Source organism: Natranaerobius trueperi (genome assembly GCF_002216005.1).
Classification (GTDB): domain Bacteria; phylum Bacillota; class Natranaerobiia; order Natranaerobiales; family Natranaerobiaceae; genus Natranaerobius_A; species Natranaerobius_A trueperi.
The window spans coordinates 1-19,379 of sequence record NZ_NIQC01000011.1 but is presented as its reverse complement, the minus strand read 5'-3'; the positions used below and the strand labels follow the sequence as shown (position 1 = coordinate 19,379).

General features: G+C 33.3%; 15 protein-coding genes and 1 riboswitch. Of the genes, 9 read left to right on the top strand and 6 right to left on the bottom strand.

The annotated features are described in order from the left end of the window. Nucleotides 1–86: 86 nt before the first annotated feature. Both CDO51_RS06205 and CDO51_RS14925 read left to right on the top strand, forming a co-directional pair. Nucleotides 87–1,373: a sodium-dependent transporter gene (locus tag CDO51_RS06205; RefSeq protein WP_169710428.1), complete on the top strand. Its 1,287-nt coding sequence runs from the start codon at nucleotides 87–89 to the stop codon at nucleotides 1,371–1,373. 26 nt (nucleotides 1,374–1,399) lie between these two features. Continuing rightward, nucleotides 1,400–1,522 (top strand): hypothetical protein, encoded by a 123-nt coding sequence (locus CDO51_RS14925; RefSeq protein WP_276206995.1) that lies wholly within the window; start codon nucleotides 1,400–1,402, stop codon nucleotides 1,520–1,522. Nucleotides 1,523–1,670: 148 nt separating this feature from the next. Here CDO51_RS14925 and CDO51_RS06200 read toward each other — a convergent pair whose 3' ends face one another. Further along, the gene (locus CDO51_RS06200) at nucleotides 1,671–2,126 is read right to left on the bottom strand and encodes an alpha-helical endospore appendage domain-containing protein (RefSeq protein ID WP_089023435.1); all 456 of its coding nucleotides are present in this window, start codon (nucleotides 2,124–2,126) and stop codon (nucleotides 1,671–1,673) included. A 223-nt stretch (nucleotides 2,127–2,349) separates the two neighbouring features. Here CDO51_RS06200 and CDO51_RS06195 point away from each other — a divergent pair, with 223 nt between their 5' ends. The 4 genes from CDO51_RS06195 to CDO51_RS06180 all read left to right on the top strand — a co-directional run bounded on the left by CDO51_RS06195 (nucleotide 2,350) and on the right by CDO51_RS06180 (nucleotide 5,652). Further along, a complete protein-coding gene (locus CDO51_RS06195; protein ID WP_089023434.1) occupies nucleotides 2,350–2,649 on the top strand; it encodes an alpha-helical endospore appendage domain-containing protein in 300 nt (99 codons plus the stop codon). A gap of 142 nt (nucleotides 2,650–2,791) precedes the next feature. Then, the gene (locus CDO51_RS06190; RefSeq protein WP_205842132.1) at nucleotides 2,792–3,226 is read left to right on the top strand and encodes an alpha-helical endospore appendage domain-containing protein; all 435 of its coding nucleotides are present in this window, start codon (nucleotides 2,792–2,794) and stop codon (nucleotides 3,224–3,226) included. Nucleotides 3,227–3,370: 144 nt separating this feature from the next. Beyond that, entirely contained in the window at nucleotides 3,371–3,772 is a 402-nt protein-coding gene (locus CDO51_RS06185; RefSeq protein ID WP_205842131.1) for an alpha-helical endospore appendage domain-containing protein, read from the top strand. Next, on the top strand, nucleotides 3,769–5,652 hold the full coding sequence (locus CDO51_RS06180; protein ID WP_089023433.1) for a DUF7507 domain-containing protein: 1,884 nt from the start codon (nucleotides 3,769–3,771) through the stop codon (nucleotides 5,650–5,652). Before CDO51_RS06185 ends, CDO51_RS06180 begins: the two co-directional genes overlap by 4 nt. An 86-nt stretch (nucleotides 5,653–5,738) precedes the next feature. Here CDO51_RS06180 and CDO51_RS06175 read toward each other — a convergent pair whose 3' ends face one another. Further along, nucleotides 5,739–7,028: a glycosyltransferase gene (locus tag CDO51_RS06175; protein WP_089023432.1), complete on the bottom strand. Its 1,290-nt coding sequence runs from the start codon at nucleotides 7,026–7,028 to the stop codon at nucleotides 5,739–5,741. 308 nt (nucleotides 7,029–7,336) lie between these two features. Beyond that, a riboswitch (cyclic di-GMP riboswitch) is annotated at nucleotides 7,337–7,424 on the top strand. A gap of 79 nt (nucleotides 7,425–7,503) precedes the next feature. Between CDO51_RS06175 and CDO51_RS06170 the strand changes: the two genes are divergently transcribed. Beyond that, entirely contained in the window at nucleotides 7,504–10,194 is a 2,691-nt protein-coding gene (locus CDO51_RS06170; RefSeq protein WP_089023431.1) for a PAS domain S-box protein, read from the top strand. A 197-nt stretch (nucleotides 10,195–10,391) separates the two neighbouring features. Here the strand turns inward: CDO51_RS06170 and CDO51_RS06165 are convergent, their stop codons facing one another. Then, a complete protein-coding gene (locus CDO51_RS06165) occupies nucleotides 10,392–12,416 on the bottom strand; it encodes a methyl-accepting chemotaxis protein (RefSeq protein ID WP_158212343.1) in 2,025 nt (674 codons plus the stop codon). Nucleotides 12,417–12,685: 269 nt separating this feature from the next. Here CDO51_RS06165 and CDO51_RS06160 point away from each other — a divergent pair, with 269 nt between their 5' ends. Then, nucleotides 12,686–13,555, top strand: coding sequence for a cobalamin-dependent protein (locus CDO51_RS06160; RefSeq protein ID WP_158212342.1), 870 nt, complete (start codon nucleotides 12,686–12,688; stop codon nucleotides 13,553–13,555). Nucleotides 13,556–13,844: 289 nt separating this feature from the next. Here CDO51_RS06160 and CDO51_RS06155 read toward each other — a convergent pair whose 3' ends face one another. Both CDO51_RS06155 and CDO51_RS06150 read right to left on the bottom strand, forming a co-directional pair. Continuing rightward, nucleotides 13,845–14,273: a peptidylprolyl isomerase gene (locus CDO51_RS06155; protein ID WP_089023428.1), complete on the bottom strand. Its 429-nt coding sequence runs from the start codon at nucleotides 14,271–14,273 to the stop codon at nucleotides 13,845–13,847. A 145-nt stretch (nucleotides 14,274–14,418) separates the two neighbouring features. Beyond that, nucleotides 14,419–15,771: an alanine/glycine:cation symporter family protein gene (locus CDO51_RS06150; RefSeq protein ID WP_089023427.1), complete on the bottom strand. Its 1,353-nt coding sequence runs from the start codon at nucleotides 15,769–15,771 to the stop codon at nucleotides 14,419–14,421. 863 nt (nucleotides 15,772–16,634) lie between these two features. Between CDO51_RS06150 and CDO51_RS06145 the strand changes: the two genes are divergently transcribed. After that, nucleotides 16,635–18,197, top strand: a complete 1,563-nt coding sequence (locus CDO51_RS06145) for an acetyl-CoA hydrolase/transferase family protein (protein ID WP_089023426.1) — start codon at nucleotides 16,635–16,637, stop codon at nucleotides 18,195–18,197. 24 nt (nucleotides 18,198–18,221) lie between these two features. On the opposite strand, the gene arsB is transcribed toward CDO51_RS06145, so the two are convergent. Further along, nucleotides 18,222–19,250: an ACR3 family arsenite efflux transporter gene (gene arsB, locus CDO51_RS06140; RefSeq protein ID WP_169710429.1), complete on the bottom strand. Its 1,029-nt coding sequence runs from the start codon at nucleotides 19,248–19,250 to the stop codon at nucleotides 18,222–18,224. Nucleotides 19,251–19,379: the final 129 nt, after the last annotated feature.

The window sequence follows — 19,379 nt, the reverse complement described above, 5'->3', positions numbered from 1 at the left end:
ACTTACCGTCTTTTGGGAAGATAAACACTACTTTCATTGAAATAAGTGATTTTATCACACGAACTTTTTCTCCAGGTTTAAGAGTTTTGGTTGCTCGCGAAAGTTTTGGTAGCCGCTTTTCTATTATAGGTGCAGCTATTGGAATGGCTGTTGGGACAGGCAATATTTGGAGGTTTCCACAAGTTGCTGCAGAGTTTGGAGGTGGAACCTTTCTATTTGCACTTACTATAGCAGTGTTTGTATGGGCAGTTCCTTTACTTATGGCTGAATTTTATATGGGTTATAAAACTCGTTTAGGTAATTTAGCTTCATTTAGAGACTTTACTGGAAAGAAATATACTTGGATGGGTGGATGGTTAGCTTTTTGTACTTTAGGTATTGCCTTTTATTATAGTGTTGTAACAGGTTGGAGTTTAAGGTATCTAGCTTATAGTTTTTCTGGTACACTCAGTTCTGATGTTGACGCTATGGGACTGTGGAATTCATTTACCACAGATCCATCACAAACTATTTTGTTTCATTTGATTGCTGTTATTCTTGCTATCTTAATAATCTATAAAGGTATAAAAAGTATTGAACGAGCAATTAGTGTTTTATTACCTTCCCTGTTCGTCGTTATTATTATACTAGCTATTAGAGCACTTACATTACCAGGAGCATTTGATGGTATCCATCATCTATTTGTACCTGATTGGCCTCAATTATTAAATCGACGAGTTTGGCTAAAAGCATTCACTCAAGCTGCATGGTCAACAGGTGCCGGTTGGGGAGTACTTATGATATATGCTGTTTACTCACGTGAAAAAGAAGACATTGGTAGAAATAGCTTTATTATCGGCTTTGCTGATGTATTAGCTGGCTTTTTTGCAGGAACTGCTGTTGTTGCAACCGTTTATGCAACAGCACCTACAGTAACAAAAGCAGAGTCTTTTATTGCAGAAGGTGGAACTGGTTTAACCTTTATTTATATGACTGAACTACTAACTGAAATGCCTGGTGGTTCAATCTTAACCCCTGTCTTTTTCCTAGCACTATCAGCAGCTAATGAACTAAGTGATATGAAAATTGGCCCTTGGTGGTCATGGTTAATTAGGTTATTTCCGGTTATGTTTACAGTTCTTTTTGGATGGTGGGTATATCAGTCAATTGGGTGGTACCCAGAAACATGGTGGCACCCATTTAAAGTTGAAAGTACAGGTACTATGTTCTTTCAGTGGGGAATTGTAGCTATTATTATGTACCTATTAAACGATCTACTAGCAGAAAACTTAGTTAAAGGCCCATTAACTAAAAAAGCAAACATTGAATCTACTAATAAAGACACTCAACCTATTAAAGGTGAAAAATCAACGGTATATACTAAATCCTCGTAACTTGAGGTGTTAAAGGAGGTAGGATTATGGTTGGTGAAGCCATTCTTTGGATGGTTATCTTTTATGGACTTTACTTCGTGATATTAGGATACTTTACTATCCCAGCACTAAAGTCTGAAAGAGAGATTAAAAATAAAGAAAAGAATTAGTTAAAAAATCACCCCAGGGTCAATCCCCTGGGGTGATCTATCTATAAACATACTACATATTATATGTAACCTAATATATTCAGCATGCCTTCTATTCTAGTCTAGACTCAGTTCACAAATTGCTTCAAGTAACCATGATTATATTTCATTAGTCTAAAGAATAAGTCCAAACCGACCTTTCTCCTTTTTTTTCTTTTGTTGTAGTTGTACTTGTTGAAGTACTCGAAGTTGTAGTATGTGTCGTTGTTAGAGTAGTAGAAGAAGTTGCTTTAGGTTTGGTCTTTGTAGATTTGGTCTTTTTAGGTTTTGTCTTTGTAGTTGGAGAGTTGGTATTTGTAGTACTTTCAGTAGTTGTTGAAGGTAGTAATTCCTTGATACTATCCACTTTATGTTGTAACAACATCTGAAGTTTAATCATATTTACTATAGTCTCGTTTACACATTTGTTTATATCCTTCGTTTCTTGTATTGAAAGCTTATTATGCTTATATTCATCTAAAATATGTAACATTTTTTTTGTTTCTACATCTAACATCTTAGATAAACTTTCTTCTTCATGTGCAATAGATGTTAGTATACGATTAAGGGTATCCTCAAATTTCATAGCTTTTACTCCTTCCAGTAAAATTCTTGGTAAAAACAATAGCTTAAGTACTAATAACTTACATATTGTGATTTTAAAATATTACTTTGTCCTATTTAATGATTTGATTTTATTCTAATTATATTTATGAGTTATCTTTTAATGATAAAAAGACCTGATATAAAGTTCACACATTCAATAGCTATGAATATAATACAGTACAAAATCAAGAAGGAGGTAAATTATGTCATTTCCAAACATTCCTGATGTGACCCCAGATATAAATATTGAGAGAGAAGATGTTATCAATCTTACACTGGCATCGATTGCTTTTGAAGAACTTGGTTTAGCTCACATTATTAATGCTGAAGGAGAGAAAATTCAAACTGGTCTAGATTTTGCTGAAAACAATGACGATTTAGTGGAAATTAACCGTTCTGTAGAAAGAACATTAAGATCTGCAATTAAGAAACAAATGTTACTTCAGTTCAAGTTAGAAGATACTCTTGATATTCCAGAAACTACTACTAATAATAATGAGTAGTTAATTTCTCTAATTTTGCTTAGAAGCATGGGAAGGGTATACAAACCCCTTCCTATGCTTCTTATTTTTATGCAATTATATGTAATATAATGCCTCAACTATAAATATTAATTAAAGAGAATATAAAAAAGGAGGGAAAGTCATGTCATTTCCTAATCTTCCTGATATAAAACCAGAAATGGATCTAGACAAAGAACAGGTAGTCAATCTTTTGTTAGCTTCAATTGCTTCTGAAGAACTTAGTTTAGCTCACATGATTAATGCTGAAGCAGAAAAAATCCAATTTGTTATTGGAACACTTGAAGAACATAAACAGAAAAAATCTCCAACCATAGAGGATTTATTAGAAATTAACCGCTCAGTTGATAAGACGTTAAGATCAGTGATAAAAAAGCAAATGTTACTTCAGTTCAAATTAGAAGATACAACTGATATTATAAAAGAAACGCCACCACCAACACCACCACCTACTACGTCCACTACAACAACTAGTACAACTACTAGTTCAAGCAGCAGTTCTTCTACTACAACAAAATGGTGGAAATCAAACGACGATAGTTGTTCCGATTCTTTATAACCAAAACATTATAAGTATATAACTTGTACCAAGGAGCAGTTAAACGGTTGAAATACCGTTTGATTGCTCCTTATCTGTTTTTAAAAGCTCACTGTCCATAAATAATCAACATAATATAGACCAAGTAGAAAGGAGGAATACGATATGTCATTTCCAAACATTCCTGATGTATACCCAAACATTAATCTCGAAAGAGAAGATATGATCAATCTTCTACTGGCATCAATTGCTTTTGAAGAACTTGGCTTAGCTCACATTATTAATGCAGAAGGAGAAAAAATCCAAACTGGTCTAAATTTTGCAGAAAACAATGATGATTTGTTGGAAATTAACCGATCTGTAGAAAGAACATTAAGATCTGCAATTAAGAAACAAATGCTTCTTCAATTTAAGCTAGAAGATACTTTAGAGGAAATACCTGAAATCCCACCAGATGTCGAGGTAATTAGCAATACAGTTACAGTGGAAGGATTTTTCAACAACATTTCAGTTACTGCTACAGACACTGCCCATTACAATATTAGTACGGAGGTGAATTCATCATGACTACAATTGGTGGCATTAACTTAGGTAATTTAACTGATTATCTGTTCTTCTTTGCTGATGGTAGAAATGATGCCAACTGGCAAGCATCAAGTCCAGGCTATGCCGGTGATGTTGCAATAAACGGTCTTCAGGCAGATGAACGAACTTCTGGTAGCTTTGCTTATGCTGGTACTATCTATACTAATGATTCTACACTAGGTGCTTGGCAGCAAATTGTCAACAATAACCCTCTTCAAGCGTCTGGTGTCACAGATGAAGTGGCGCGTATTACGGCATTAGAATCAGACCTAGTAAGTGCATTTCAACAAATTAACGCTCTTACTGCTAATCCTGGTGATCTTCCTGCACCATATGATACAAACTTTGATGGTACTATACAATCATTAGATGGATTAAATACAGAAAATGGAATAGACGAAGTTTTTGTTATTAATATAACGTCAGGCTTTACTGTATCTAGCCAAATCAACATTACGGGAGATCCTGGTGATGTCTTTATCTTTCGCTGGGATACTGATGCAGATCCTACAAATGGATATCAAGGTGAAGTAAAATTCCAGAGTGGCGGTGCTATTGTTCCACAAGGCGGTCTGATACCAACAAACTTTATCCATGTTGCTGGAGATATAAATTCTTCTGGAGGAGGTTCCACACCACCCCCACCCTACCCTCAAGGCCCACGACTAGATGATGGTCAAGGAGATTTAATTATTGGTGGTAGTGACTGGACTAGTGGCGGTTTTTTCACTGGGTATTGGTTAACAACAGGGGATCCTACGATTGTTGGGCCAGGTGACTTGCTTATTGGTAGAACTCAGTCTCTAAGCAATGGTAGATTCGTTGGTGGTTGGTACTCACTTACAACACAATTCAGCATGACATCTGGTACAGCTGGTGTCTATGTATCACCTAACCCAGAAACTTTAGTAGCCCCTGCCATTGATGTAGAAAAATTGGTTTCCCCTGATGAAGGTACTACCTTTGTTGATGCTGATACACCACCGGGACCGAATATTCCGCAAGGTACTGACCCTATTTACAGGTATTTAGTAACAAATACTGGGAATGTGCCACTCGAAAACATTACACTAATTGACAGCATACTCGGAGCAATCACTATTCCAACTACAACTTTAGATCCCGGTGAATCATTTACAGTTGATGTAACTGGTACTTGGGCTGAAGGTGAGCAAGTTAATTTAGCAACTGCAACTGGTGAATTTGAAGATATTACTGTAACTGATGAGGATCCTGCCCATTATGTAGGATTCATTGAAGCAGAACCTGCCATTGACGTAGAAAAATTCATTTCCGCTGATGGTGGTACTACTTTCTTTGACGCTGATACACCACCGGGACCGAACATTCCTCAAGGTACTAATCCTGTTTACAGGTATTTAGTAACAAATACTGGAAATATAGGGTTAGAGGATATCACTTTAACAGATGATATATTAGGACCAATTACCATACCAACCACAACTCTTGCTCCTGGTGAGTCATTTACAGTTGATGTAACTGGTACTTGGGCTGAAGAACAGCAAGTTAATTTAGCAACTGCAACTGGTGAATTTGAAGATATTACTGTAACTGATGAAGATCCAGCTCATTATGTAGGAGTAGTTGAAGAAGAACCTGCTATAGATGTAGAAAAGATCGTATCTGTTGACGGAGGCAATACTTTTGAAGCTGCACCGTCACCTCCAGGACCTACACTACCAGAAGGAGTAGATCCTATCTTTAGATATATTGTCACCAATACTGGTAATGTGCCACTTGAAAACATTACACTAACTGATAGTGTACTCGGAGCAATCACAATACCAACTACAACATTAGCTCCTGGTGAGTCATTTACAGTTGATGTAACTGGAAATTAGTCGACAGTTATAGTAGCATTTTGCTAGCTCTAATATAATTAATATATCTCTAACTGGCTCCCTTGATTAGTCAAGGGAGCCTTTCTTTATTTATTTGGATGCAACAAAGGTTCTAATTGGTTATACCATACCCACTGGGGGCTGTATTTTTGCCTTGCAAGTGTTTTTGCATAGATCACCGGATTATCTCTCATTAGGTTTACTATTCTAGATGCATGTTCCTTCAAATAGGCCTGTTCACTAGGCTTATATATTTCCTTTGTATCATAACCGAAGTTACGAGCATCCCATCTCATGAAGTATGCCTTTAGCTGCTTACCTAACTCTTCTAATGCTGGAACTGCTTCGTTTAATACTAAAAAGTTACCTCTACTTGAAGCCTCTATAACAGTCAAGCCAAATGATTCAGAATAAGATGGACAAATAAATAAGTTAGATAATGTAAACAATTCTAAAACACTGCTTCGTGGAAACCCTTCAGCATATCCCAAATCGCTTGTAAAGAAAATATCAGTTTTTTCTAATCCGTGACTGTTACCTATATTTTTAATATATGCCTTGTATTTATCGAGGTTAGTATCCATTGACGGAAAATCACAAAAAAGCACTTTAACTTTTAATTCTGTCTGTGCTTTAATAACACCAGCCAAAGAAGCAACTTTTTCAAATCTTTTTCCCGTAGTAAATCTAGCGGGATATACAATAAGAATATCCGGGCTAATTAAATCTACTTGGTCATGAATTGATCTAACTTCTTTACTCATAAAGGATTTTAAGTTTAAGCTATTGTGAACAACACGACACTTTCCTTCCGGCACATTAAATTGTTTAGCTAGAGCTGGTATTCCAGAATAAGTAGGATATACATATGTAGTATTAGGCATTGGTGTATAACGACAAGAAAAAGGCCATTTTGGATTAGACGGTCTATTCACAGGAACCGAATGGGTCATTGCTATAAATTTTATATTCTGTAATTTTTCTTGAACTTTTCTAATGGCAACATTATGAACTAAGTGCCAACCTTGATAGTGAATATCATGCATTATACAAATATCAACATCTAATAACTTTTCCTCTAAATCACTAGCAATAACTTCAACTTCATCATAAAAAGTTTCATGAACTTGACCGTCGGGTTGTGAATAATCATGCCATTGAATTTTATTACCATTAAATTTATTTGTTACTTTAACCCATTCTAGTCTTTCATCTGCATATACACCTTTTCGCTCATCATCATTACAATCTTGTGAAACAATCACTTTTGTTTTTACTCCATTTTTCAAAAGCATTTCTAACTGTTCTGCCACAACATTAACAAGAGAATATGTATGACTAAGACCATTAAACATTGTTAAAATTGCTACTTTCACAATATACCTCCCCTTTAGATTCTAAATCATTAAAATATAAAATATTAAACTCTACATAAAACAAGCCATTTCCTTTTTATGATAATATATGAGAGTCTATTATTTTTTAGAATGGATCTAATAGCTAAAAACTCAAATTTCAAACTAAAGAAAAAGATTAGTTAAATTAGCTACTATCGCTACTAAAAATTTATAATTAGGGCTTAATTCCCAAGGAAAATATTGCTATAATATATAAATAGTACCCTAGCCCCGAATTAAGTCTAGGGCTAGCTTCTTAACTTAACTCACAATCTAATACTTAATTATTATATAAAGGGCAAACTCAACGAAAGTTGAGGACGCAAAGTCATGGGTCTAAGGTGATTAAGTCACTACGATTGCCAAACTGCCGAAAGAACTTTCTTTCGTAAGTTTAGCTAAAGTCCCTTTATTAGGGACTTTTTTATGTTTAAGGTAAAAGGAGGCAATATTAATGTCTTGTCACAGCATTCAAACTATAGATAATCAAGTGATGAAAACCATACTTGATAATACTCAAGACGCTATCTTTTTTATTAGTGTAGAAGGTAATAAGACTTTTCGTTATCTTAGAGCAAACAAAGAGTTTGAAAATAAAGTAGGTGTTAGTTTAAATGATCTAAAAGGAAAAACACCTTATGAACTTTTTAATAAACAAGAAGCTGATTATGTATTAAATAAATACTTACAATGCTGTGAGATAAAAGATGAAGTTTCATATGAAAAGACTTTAGACTTATCTTGGGGAAAAGGTAAGTTTACTACTAAACTTTCACCTATCATAGAAAATAATAAAGTTGTTAAAATAATTGGTATTTCAAGGGATATAACAGATTATAAAAACATTGAAGAACTTACAAAAGCTAAAGAAAAATTAGAAAAAGAAAATAAACATTATAAGTCTCTTCTTGATACTCAATCAGATATAGTAGTCAGGTGGCGACCAGATGCTACTATCACATATGTCAATAAAGCTCATTGTGATCTAATGGGGATGGATAAAGAAGAAATTTTAGGTAAACAATGGTTTGAATTTATTCCGGATGATAGTAAAGAGGAATTAAGAAATGCATATTTTGATATTATTAAAAACCCTAGAAAAGTTTCTTATGAACATCCAGAAATAGGGGCTGGTGGTAAGATATATTGGCAACATAAACTAGTTTATCCTATTTTTGATCACAATGGAGAACTAGTTGAGTTTCAATCTGTAGGACGTGATATAACAGAGAGCAAATGGATGCAAATTAGAAAACAAAGTCAAAATCAAGTGTTAACTGCTTTAACTAAAAGAGATTCATTAAATAATATTTTAGAACTTATTGTAAGATGGTTAGAAAACGAAGATCGAAAGGCTATAGGAGCGGTTATGCTACTAGATGAATCAAAAGAATATCTGTACTGTAAAACAGCCCCTAATCTACCTAGGTTTTTTAGAAAACTTCTTGAAGGTATTAAAGTAAAAGACGGGTCTTTATCTTGCGGTACTGCTGCATATAAGGGAAAACGCGTAATTGTAGATGATATAGAAAAACATCCTTATTGGGCTGACTTCCACAAAATTATAGATAAGGTAGATATAAGATCTTGTTGGTCAGAACCTGTATTTTCATCTGAAGGTGACGTAATAGGAACCTTTGCTATTTATCTTAACGAACCCTATACTCCGACTAACCATGACCTAGAACGACTTAAAATAGCAGCTGACCTTGTTAGTTTAGCTGTTACCCATAAAATGTCAGAAGAAAAACTTAAACTTAACGAACGAAAATTTAAAAGTTTTGTAGAAAATGCAAGCGATATAGTTCTTACAGTAAATGATAAAGGAGTAATTACTTATGTTTCACCTAACTGGAAACAACTATTAGGACATAACCCAACAGAGGTAATTGGTAAAACAGCAGATGAGTTTATCCATCCTGAAGATTTAGAAACTTTTTTCAAAAAACTAAAAAAATTAATAGAGACCGGGAACCTAGATGAGGAAGTTGAGTACAGAATTAAACATAAAAACGGAACCTGGAAGTGGCATGCTTCAACTATTAATATTCTTGGACAAAATAAGGAAAATACTGATTTATTAGGGATAGCAAGAGATGTTACAGAACGTAAACAAGCTGAAGAAAAAATACGGTATTTAAGCTTTCATGATAATCTTACAGGACTTTATAATAGAGCTTATCTAGAAGAAAAAATGAAAAAATTTGATACTGAAACTCACTTACCATTAAGTGTTATAATGATCGATCTAAATGGTCTTAAACTAGTAAATGATACTTATGGCCATTTTCCTGGTGATAATATGTTAAAAAGTGCAGCTAAAGTATTGAAAGATTCTTCACGTAAAGACGATTTTATAGCTCGCTGGGGCGGAGATGAATTTGTTATCTTGTTACCTAACACTTCAAAGGAAGATGCGAATAAAGTCTGTAAAAGAATTTTTGAAAATTGTAAGAAAGTTTATGTCAAAAATGTACCTATCTCTTTAGCAGTGGGTACTGCTACAAAGAGTAATATAGGCAAAGATTTAAAACTAACTCTAAAAGAAGCAGAAGATAAAATGTATAAACAAAAGCTAGCTGTTAGTCAAAGTGCTAGAAGTACAGTTTTAAAGACTCTCATAAAAACCTTAGAATCTAAAAGCTTTGAAACTAAAATACATACTCAATGTATGGAAAAGGCTGCATTCAAAATTGGTAAAAAGTTAGATCTTTCAGATTCAGAACTCAAAAGGTTAAGCTTACTTATCTCTTTACATGATATCGGTAAAATAAATATACCAGAAGAAGTATTAACTAAAAAAGAACCTTTAACCCAAAAAGAAAGAGAAAGTATAAAAAAACATCCAATTACGGGTTACAGAATAGCTTTAGCAACTGAAGAGTTCTCTCATATAGCAGAAGAGATATTAAATCACCATGAACGGTGGGATGGTTCTGGTTACCCGAACGGTAATAAAGGAGAAGACATTCCTCTACTTGCAAGGATAACTTCTATAGTTGATGCTTATGAAGTAATGACAAATGGTCGACCCTACAAAAAAACCTTAACTCAACAAGAGATCAAAGCAGAACTAAAGCGTTGTGCTGGTACTCAATTTGATCCTAGGTTAGTAAAAACATTTCTAGAAGTTTTAGAAGACTAACTTTATAACACCTTAGTTGGTATCAGTATATTTCTGATACCAACTTAAAAATCTCACCCAATATTCCCCTTTTAAGGGTTAGTAGCATAAAAAAAAGACACCAACCGCATTTAACGATTGGTGCCAGATGTTTTTTCTTTTGCCGCTGTCTTCTTGACAGGGGCAGTTCAAATTAGTGAAGCTTTTTTATTATTTAACTAAGTATTAAACTTGTTAGTGATGCTTTGTAACTGATCACCTAACTCAGCTAGTGAATCTGATGTACTAGATACTTCATCTGCAGCAGAAGCCTGTTCTTCTGAACTAGCTGCTAAATTATCTGAAAGGGAATTTACTCTCTCTGTTATCTCTTCTATTTCTTTTAGGGCATTAACAATCTGTTCACTCGAAGAAGACAGTGACTCTGCTGTAAAAGTAGTTTCTTCTATTCTATTAGATATTTCATTTATTGATTCTGCTATAGATTTGAAGTTATCTGCTCCTCCTGTTACCACCTGAGTTCCAGACTCAACTTTTTCTTTATTTTCATACATTGACTCTACTACATCATCAGTTTTAGATTGTATTTCTGTAATTATTCCAGTTACTTTTTCTGTAGCTTCTTTAGACTCTTCTGCTAACTTTCTGATTTCATCAGCTACTACTGCAAACCCCTTCCCATGCTCTCCAGCTCTAGCCGCTTCTATATTTGCATTTAGAGCTAGTAGATTAGTCTGCTCTGAAATTTCATTAATTAAGTCAACTATTTGACTAATCTCACTTGAATGATCTTTTAACTGTTCAATATTATTAGCTACATGTTCTGTTGCTTGATTAATCTCTTTCATTTCATACATAGCTTGATTCATATTGTCGTTTCCTTTATATGCTTTATCACCAGTTTCTTGAGCTGTAGCAGATATTTCTTCAAAAGATGCAGCCATTTCTTGTAGCTTGGCTGAAAAATTACGAGTAGTTTCTAAAGTTTTTTCAGTATGATTTTTCTGATTAGTTGCTCCTTCTGCTAAATCTTGAGCTGTTTCTGACACCTGCTCAATACTCTTTGTAGTCTCATCTGTATTTGCACTAAGTTCTTCTGAAGATGCAGCTAACTGTTGAGAGCTTTCTTGTACCTGTGAGATCATCTCTTGTAAATTGTCAGTCATTTTCTTAAATGAGCTCTTTAAAGTAGCTATTTCATCTCGACTAGAACTTTCTGTCAAAGAAACATTTAAATTTCCATCAGCTACTTGACGAGATACTTTAACTACTTCAATGATAGGTTTAGCAATACGTCGAGCAATTATATAAGAAACTATAGCTACAATAATGACAATTATTAATGCTGTGGTTATAGCTCCTATCATTTCCTCTCTAATTTGGTTATCATATGGTTCTGTTGATGTACCGGCATAAAACATACCTATACTTTCACCATTTGCTCCTGTCATAGGTGCATAAGCACCATAATTATCTGTTACATCATCCACATTTTCTATTCTTCCTGAAAAAGTTTCTTGTTCTTCTACAATCTGATCGATAACATTTGTATTATCAATACTTGTCCCTTCTAATCTTTCACCTGATTCATCCGTGATTGTTGTAGCTATCCTTGTATCACCTTGAAAAAGTGTTAAGTCACTTCCTATATTTGTTTGAATATTATCTAATAAATCACTATCAATAGTTCTTCCTATTTCTAATATTCCAATAAAATTGTCATTCTCATCGTATATCGGTCCAGCCACTCTTAAGGCAAAACCAGTTTCACCTTCATCAAAAGCTTGTTCTACACTTTCTGTTTGTTTAACCTCTTGAAGTAACAATCTATCCCCTTGACTATCACCATATTGACTTGGATTATGAGCTCTATAGAAAGTCTCTAAATCAGAGTTATGAAGTTCTAGAGTGGTAGTGCCTAATTCTGATTTTAAATCATTATAAATATTAGATAATCTGTCGTTAATTTCTTCTCTATCTTTATTACTAAAATTAGATATTATTTCATCATTATTAGAGATCACTTCATATCCAGTTCTTAAAATATTTGCCTCTTGTTCTAGTAAGAGTTCAAAAGTCTCTAAATCATTTTCAATTTCTGTAATAGCTTCTTCTTCAATAAAACGGTTATTACGTAAAATAAGCATTGTTGCTAAAGAAGCTGTAGCTAATATAGTTACAATTATAAAACATATAGTAATTTTGTTCTTAATACTGAAAACACTTAATTTATTAAAGCTCAAAATCAGCCCTCCTCCTTTATTGTTTGTATTAAATACCACACATTGTTTTTTGTTAAAAAATACCACTACATTGTGTGGACCAATATAATATATCATGTTTTAATCTCGTCAAATATAGGCTTTACGTCCTAATATAATTTTTAGACATTAATGAATATTAATCATATATAATTTACCTTATTGTGTTATAATTAAAATTTAAAATAATTTAATATTATAATAAAGTAAATTTAATACTTATTTTTAATGAAAGTATTGGTGGTATGACTATGTCATTTTTCAGCATTCCACTCAAAGAGCTAAGAAAACTACATAATATTAGTCAAACATATTTAGCTAATCAATTAGGGCTTAGTCAAACCTCTATTGGAAATTATGAAAAAGGTATTAGGTTTCCAAATCAACAGGTACTGGCTCAGTTAACTGATTATTTCCAAGTATCTTATGATTATTTATTAGGAAATGATGATTCTACAAATCAAAGATCTAAATCACATATAGAATTTTCAAGTGATGGGTTAAAGTTTTTAGAATTTTTATTACACAGAAAACAAGAAAAGGCTAAAGAGCTTGTCTTAAATATAGCTTCGAGTAAAGAAAACATTCAGAAAATATTTTTTAATATTCTTTTACCAACAATTAAAGAAGCTGGTGACATGTGGGGTCGCCATGAATTAGAATTATATAATGTTTACTATATTAGTTCAGTAACTAAAGAAATCATCTATAAACTACAGCCTTATGTATTTCATTATTCTAAAGATAAAAGAGATAAAACTTTACTAGCTATCTCTTATACATGTGAACAACACGATATTGGGATAAGAGTTTTCTGTGAATTAATGAGATTAAAGGGATGGGAAATCTATTTTATAGAAGGCGATCTTCCGGCTAGTGAATATACAAATATGATAAAAGAGTTTCATATTGATTTAGTAATTATTACAGCAACTATGCAGTTTAATATCACAACAGTAGAAGCTATAGTTAAGAGAATTAAGGATAATACACAAGTTAAAGTGTTAGTTGGAGGACCTGCCTTTAATACTAATTGGAAACTCTGGAAACAAGTAAACGCTGATAGTTGTGCCGCTGACTTACATTCTGCTATCAAATTAGCTAATAGGTTGGTTAATTAATAAAATACATATGCACTTCTTAATTTATTGGTTAAGGTGTTATCACTACTAATCACCTTCGCATTTAATCTATATCTTTTACATTTTCACATGTTAGTTTAATTGCTGATATTTTCTAGACTTCATAATCAACATGGGGTAACTTTAACAATTACAACTAAAAAAATTCCCCATTAGAGTTTTCCATGGAAAATTTTTAACTAAAAGAAATAAGGATCGCCCTTGTGAAGGGTTAAATAGCAATCTTATTATAGAAGAATTGAAAGAAATAAAGGACCTTTTAGGCCCTTTATTCTTCAATGGTAACTTGTTTCATTTCATCACCTTTAATTATGTTATCTATTACATCTAACCCTTCTATTACTTTTCCAAAAACCGTATGTCTTCCATCTAAATGAGGCTGTGGACTATGACATATAAAGAACTGACTTCCTCCTGTATCTTTTCCTGCATGAGCCATAGAAAGAGTACCTCTTTCATGTTTATTAGGGTTATTTTCAGTCTCGCATTTAATTGTATACCCTGGTCCTCCTGTACCTGATCCTAAGGGACATCCACCTTGAATAACAAAATTAGGTATTACCCGATGAAAAGTTAAACCATCATAAAAATTATCTTTAATTAAGTTAACAAAGTTTTCAACAGTATTAGGAGCATCCTGTTCATATAATTCTGCTACCATAGTACCTTTGTTAGTTTCAATAATCACTTTTTTCATAAGTATCTCCTCCCATTTCCATTATAGGATTATTATATCATATATAAATGATAAATTGTGCTCTATAATTAATGTATAGACCCAGTTCACGAGTGGTATCATTTGATCTCATTTAATCTATTTAAAATAAATCAATTTTTTAGCATTATTTATCTAATTCATTATTTATATACTTATTCTTTTCCTTAGCTAATACTCCACCTAAAGCTAATAAAGCTATTAAGTTAGGTGCTGCCATTAATCCATTCATTGTATCAGCAAAACTCCAAACTACTTCAAGAGCCCCAACAGAGCCTATAATAATCAATAATACAAATATAAATCTATATGGATATCGAATTTTTTCCCCAAAGATAAATTCCCAACTTTTTTCACCATAAAAGGACCAAGTAAGCATAGTAGTATAGGCAAAAATCATTATAGCTAAGGTAATGAATATACTTCCACCCGGTATTCCCATCCCAAAAGCTTGAGATGTAAGAACTGCACCAGTTTCGCCTGTTTCTAAAGCACCAGTAACTATAATAACTAATGCAGTCATAGTTCCTACTACAATTGTATCAATAAATACTTCCCATATACCCCACAATCCTTGTTTAGCTGGAGTATTTCTAGCTTGAGCGTGTACTATTGAAGCTGCACCTAATCCAGCTTCGTTTGAGAAGATACCTCTAGCAACACCATAACGTATTGCTATCATAATACCTGCTCCGGCTGCACCACCACCGGCTGCTGAAGGATTAAATGCTCCCACAAATATATCAGCAAAAGCACTCGGTACTGCTGGTAAATGTAATAGTATAATTACAAGTGCTCCAAAAACATAAAGTACTGTCATTATAGGAACTAATATCTCAGCAACTTGTGCAATCCTTCTTATTCCACCTATAATAACTAATCCAACTAAAGCTGCAGCTATTACTCCAGTGATCCACATCGGAACACCAAAATCATCAGCTACTGCTTCTGCTACTTCATTTGATTGTACCATATTACCGATACCAAAAGCTGCTAACCCAGCAAATAAAGCATATAAAAAGCCAAGCCACATCCATTTCTTCCCTAGCCCATTTTTAATATATACCATAACTCCACCAGTGTACGATCCATCTTCTTTCTGTTCACGATACTTAACACCCAAAGCTGCTTCTCCAAACTTAGTAGCCATACCTACAAGAGCAGTAATCCACATCCAAAATAGTGCTCCAGGACCGCCCATGTGTAACGCAGTAGCAACACCTGCTATATTTCCTATACCAATAGTAGCCGCCATTGCTGAACTTATTGCCTGAAACCCGGTTATTGCCCCACCTTCAACTGAATCTTTCTTTTGAATTCTTTCTAGGATAGTTTCTTTCCAAGACGTACCGAAATGAGTAAATTGAAAAAATCCTAGTCTAATAGTTAAATATAAACCCGTACCAACTAGTAAGATAAGAAAAGGAGGCCCCCAAACAATATCATTCAAAGTTTCATTAATACTTAGTAAAAGTTCCACTTTGTATTCCCTCCCTAATAAATGATTAAAACAAAACCATAAAACATATTGAAAACCCTACACATTACTAACAGGTAATCACCGTAAACATAAGGTTTTATGAGTTCAGTCTAGGTGTTAAACACCCCCTTAAACTTTCTATTTAATCTGTTAAAATAGAAAAGTTGTTAATTATAGTATATTGCGAAAATTTAAAATGTCAAGAAAATTCAGTAATTTAAATTGTTTATTATCTACTGATATATTATTAAAAATTTTGACTGTTTACTACATATTATGAGCTGAGCTTTAATATAGGTATAAAAAAGCTAAAAAATTTGTAGAAAAGCCAGTGACCTAGTTTTTCAAAGCTTCGAAACTTAATAATCCAAGAAATATCTATAAATATATCTCAAATGTAGATTTTAAACTCAAAGAGTTAATTTTACTAATTTCACTTCATTATATATTAAAATTAATATTCCAAAAGAAGTAGCAACTAAAGAAATAGTCTATCTGGTACTGAATGGGGAGAATAAAGAAACATCCCATCACTGGTTATAGGGTAGCACCTGAACTTGCTACAGAAGAGTCTCCAATGTAGCAGAAGAACTTAAAAATTTAGCCTGGTTCTCAATCTGATCCTGTAATTAGTTAATATTTTTCTTAATGTTCTAAATGAAAGTGTTATTTAAATTAAGTCCCTAGGTTTTTTTACCTTAGGGACTTTGTTATATTAAGTGTTGTTGTAATTTTCATAACAGTTTGACAATAGTTTGGTAATAAGGTAAGATGTTTTTTAGGAATATAATGGAAAAAGGAGGTGTGAGAGTAAAGGTTTTATAACCTATATAATATTCTCATCTTACAGGGAGGAAAATAATATGGGTAAAGAACCCCTCACTAAAGATCGTAAAGAAAAAACACAGCCCTACTACCATTTAGGGGCTGTAACAGAGACTGAAAGAGTTTTGAATAAACGATTATTAGATAAAATCACTGACCCAAAAACAGCTGCTAAACTGATAGAAAATGGCATGACTGTTGCAACTAGTGGTTTTACACCTTCTGGTTATCCAAAGGAGATACCCTTAGCTTTAGCATCTCGTATTAAAAACGATTGTGAATTCTCTATCAACCTATTTACAGGTGCATCTGTTGGGAAAGAATTAGATTCTTCACTAACTAAAAAAAACTCTATAAGTCGTAGATTTCCCTATCAAACTAATAAAGAGATTAGAGATAAAATAAACCAAAGAAGAATACATTATGAAGATATTCACCTGAGTCAATTTACTCAGGAAGTTCGTTATGGTTATTTTGGAAATATCGATGTAGCAATTATTGAAGCAGTAAAAATAACACCTGAAGGTTATATTATTCCTACTACATCAGTAGGTGCAACCCCTACTTTTTGTCATCTTGCAGATAATATTATTGTTGAAATTAATACAACTAAACCTCTATTTTTAGAGGGTATCCATGATATCTACTTACCAAATGATCCTCCAGATAGAGAACCTATTCCTATAATGACCCCAAAAGATAAAATAGGGACCCCTTATATTAAAATAGATCCAAATAAGATTAAAGCAATAGTCTTTTCAGACAAACAAGATGAAAATATCCCCTTTGCTCCTGCTAATCAAGTTAGTCAAGATATAGCTTATCATCTTATTTCTTTTCTAAAAAAGGAAGTATTACAGGGAAGACTACCTGAAAATTTACTTCCCATCCAATCTGGAGTAGGTGAAGTAGCTAATGCTATTTTAAAAGGATTGTTAGATTCCCCATTCAAAAATCTCACCCTTTATTCAGAAGTTATTCAAGACTCAGTATTAGATCTTTTAGATCATAGAACTATAGATTTTGCCTCAAGTACTTCACTAACTTTATCCAAAGAAGGTTTTAATAAACTTTATAATAATATTAATAAATATAAAGATCAAATCGTACTTCGATCACAAGAAATAAGTAATCACCCAGAAATTATTAGAAGACTTGGATCAATAGCTATAAATACTGCAATTGAAGCAGATATATTTGGTAATGTAAATTCTACTAATATAATGGGAACTCAAATGGTTAACGGAATCGGCGGTTCTGGAGATTTTGCTAGAAATAGTTCTTTAAGTATCTTTACTACACCTTCCATTGCAAAAGATGGACATATTTCTACCATCGTTCCAATGGTTTCGCATGTTGATCATACAGAGCATGATGTCAAGGTTATTGTAACAGAACAAGGGCTTGCAGACTTAAGAGGGTTAAGTCCAATAGAAAAAGCAGAATCCATTATAGAAAACTGTGCTCATCCAAGTTTCAAACCTCAACTTCGAAAGTACTTAACTAATGGAACAAAGCAAGTAGGTCATACCCCTCACATATTAGAAAATGCTTTAGATTGGCATATTAACTTCTTAAAATCAGGAAGTATGAAAGACTAAAAAGAGCGGTTGAGCCGCTCTTTTTTAGTCTCTAGATTTAGGAAACCAATGTTGTGTTTTTAAACAAATTTGTACTAATAGTAACATTACAGGTACCTCAATCAACATCCCTGTTACAGCCGCAAGAGTCGCTCCAGAATCTATACCAAAAAGTGTTATCGCCATAGCGATAGCAACTTCAAAGTGATTACTTGCTGCTATTTGAGCTGTTGGTGCAGCATCATCATAGGTTAAACCAAGTTTTTTCGATGCAAAGTAACCCACACCGAAAATAACTATGATTTGAATGGTTAACGGAATTAAAATGAAAAGTACTAATAATGGGTTAGAAAGTACAATACTTGATTGCGGAGTTACTATAGCTACAATTGTAAACAATAACGCTGCTGGTGATACGTAATGAAGCTTATTAGTAAACTCCTCAAAGGCTTTTTCTCCTTTTGTTTCTAGCATTATTTTTCTAGTGAAATATCCTGCTACCAATGGAATTCCTACATATGCTAAAACACCGAATGCTACTCTACCAAGTGGTACTGGTACATCTGCAACTGGTAATAAGAGAACTGCTAGAGGTCCGTAAAGAACTACCATTGTCAAGGAGTTAATAGCAACCATCACAACCACATGACCCATATTACCTCTAGATAGGTAACCCCAAACTAGAACCATAGCTGTACAAGGAGCTATTCCTAGGAGAATCATTCCCCCCATAATTTCACTTCCCATTTCATAGCCCACAAAATCACTTAAAAACACTCGGAAAAATAACCAAGCTATAAATGCCATAGTAAATGGCTTAACAAGCCAATTTAAAATTAAAGTTGTGGTTAAAGGTTTAACAGATTTACCTGCCCTGATAATTTCTTTAAAATCTGTCTGTACCATAATAGGATAAATCATAAGAAAAAGTGCAATTGCAACAATTACAGGATACCCTTGAATTTCAAAGGCCTCAAATACTTGTGAAAGTTGTGGGAAAGTTTCTCCTAAAATTAATCCTAAAATTATACACAACCCAACCCATACAGTAAGATAACGTTCAAAAAAACTAATCCGAGAGTGTAAAATAAACGGTGTAAACCTTCCGAAATGATGTATAATAAAAATAGAATGGGAGGTTTGCACCGTTATGAATTTAATAGACAAAAAGCAAGTAAGAGAAATGATGAAACAAGGTAAACT

Coding starts and splice junctions, on each gene's coding strand:
- CDO51_RS14925 (WP_276206995.1), top strand. CDS start 1,400: ATGGTTGGTGAAGCCATTCTTTGGATGGTTATCTTTTATGGACTTTAC.
- CDO51_RS06200 (WP_089023435.1), bottom strand. CDS start 2,126: ATGAAATTTGAGGATACCCTTAATCGTATACTAACATCTATTGCACAT.
- CDO51_RS06195 (WP_089023434.1), top strand. CDS start 2,350: ATGTCATTTCCAAACATTCCTGATGTGACCCCAGATATAAATATTGAG.
- CDO51_RS06190 (WP_205842132.1), top strand. CDS start 2,792: ATGTCATTTCCTAATCTTCCTGATATAAAACCAGAAATGGATCTAGAC.
- CDO51_RS06185 (WP_205842131.1), top strand. CDS start 3,371: ATGTCATTTCCAAACATTCCTGATGTATACCCAAACATTAATCTCGAA.
- CDO51_RS06180 (WP_089023433.1), top strand. CDS start 3,769: ATGACTACAATTGGTGGCATTAACTTAGGTAATTTAACTGATTATCTG.
- CDO51_RS06170 (WP_089023431.1), top strand. CDS start 7,504: ATGTCTTGTCACAGCATTCAAACTATAGATAATCAAGTGATGAAAACC.
- CDO51_RS06160 (WP_158212342.1), top strand. CDS start 12,686: ATGTCATTTTTCAGCATTCCACTCAAAGAGCTAAGAAAACTACATAAT.
- CDO51_RS06155 (WP_089023428.1), bottom strand. CDS start 14,273: ATGAAAAAAGTGATTATTGAAACTAACAAAGGTACTATGGTAGCAGAA.
- CDO51_RS06145 (WP_089023426.1), top strand. CDS start 16,635: ATGGGTAAAGAACCCCTCACTAAAGATCGTAAAGAAAAAACACAGCCC.